1 protein-coding gene is annotated in these 293 nt (G+C 57.7%); it reads left to right on the forward strand.

Annotated features, from left to right (window positions below):
- On the forward strand, positions 1 to 293 hold a 293-nt coding region (locus tag J9889_RS24805; protein WP_210558355.1), incomplete at both ends, for a DUF4277 domain-containing protein.

Genomic DNA, 293 nt, shown 5'->3' on the forward strand with positions numbered 1-293 from the left:
CAGGAACTGGGCATTGCCCGCATGATCGATGCCTTGCTCCCCAAAACCCCGCCTTTCAAGGTCTCACATGGTGAAGCCTTGGTCGCCATGATAGTGAACGGCCTCGGCTTTCACAGCAGCACCCTGCACATGTTCCCGCAATTCTTCGCTAACAAGCCGGTTGAGCGCCTGATTGGCCCCGGGATCTGTGCTGATGACCTCAATGATGATGTGCTCGGTCGCTGTCTCGATGCCCTCTTTGAGGCCGATGTCAGCGCCTTGTATCAGGTGATGGCGGCGCAAGTTGTCGAGCG

Origin of the sequence: Aeromonas sp. PrichA-15, from assembly GCF_017939245.1 — a bacterium.
In the GTDB taxonomy this organism is placed as follows: Bacteria; Pseudomonadota; Gammaproteobacteria; order Enterobacterales; family Aeromonadaceae; genus Aeromonas; species Aeromonas caviae.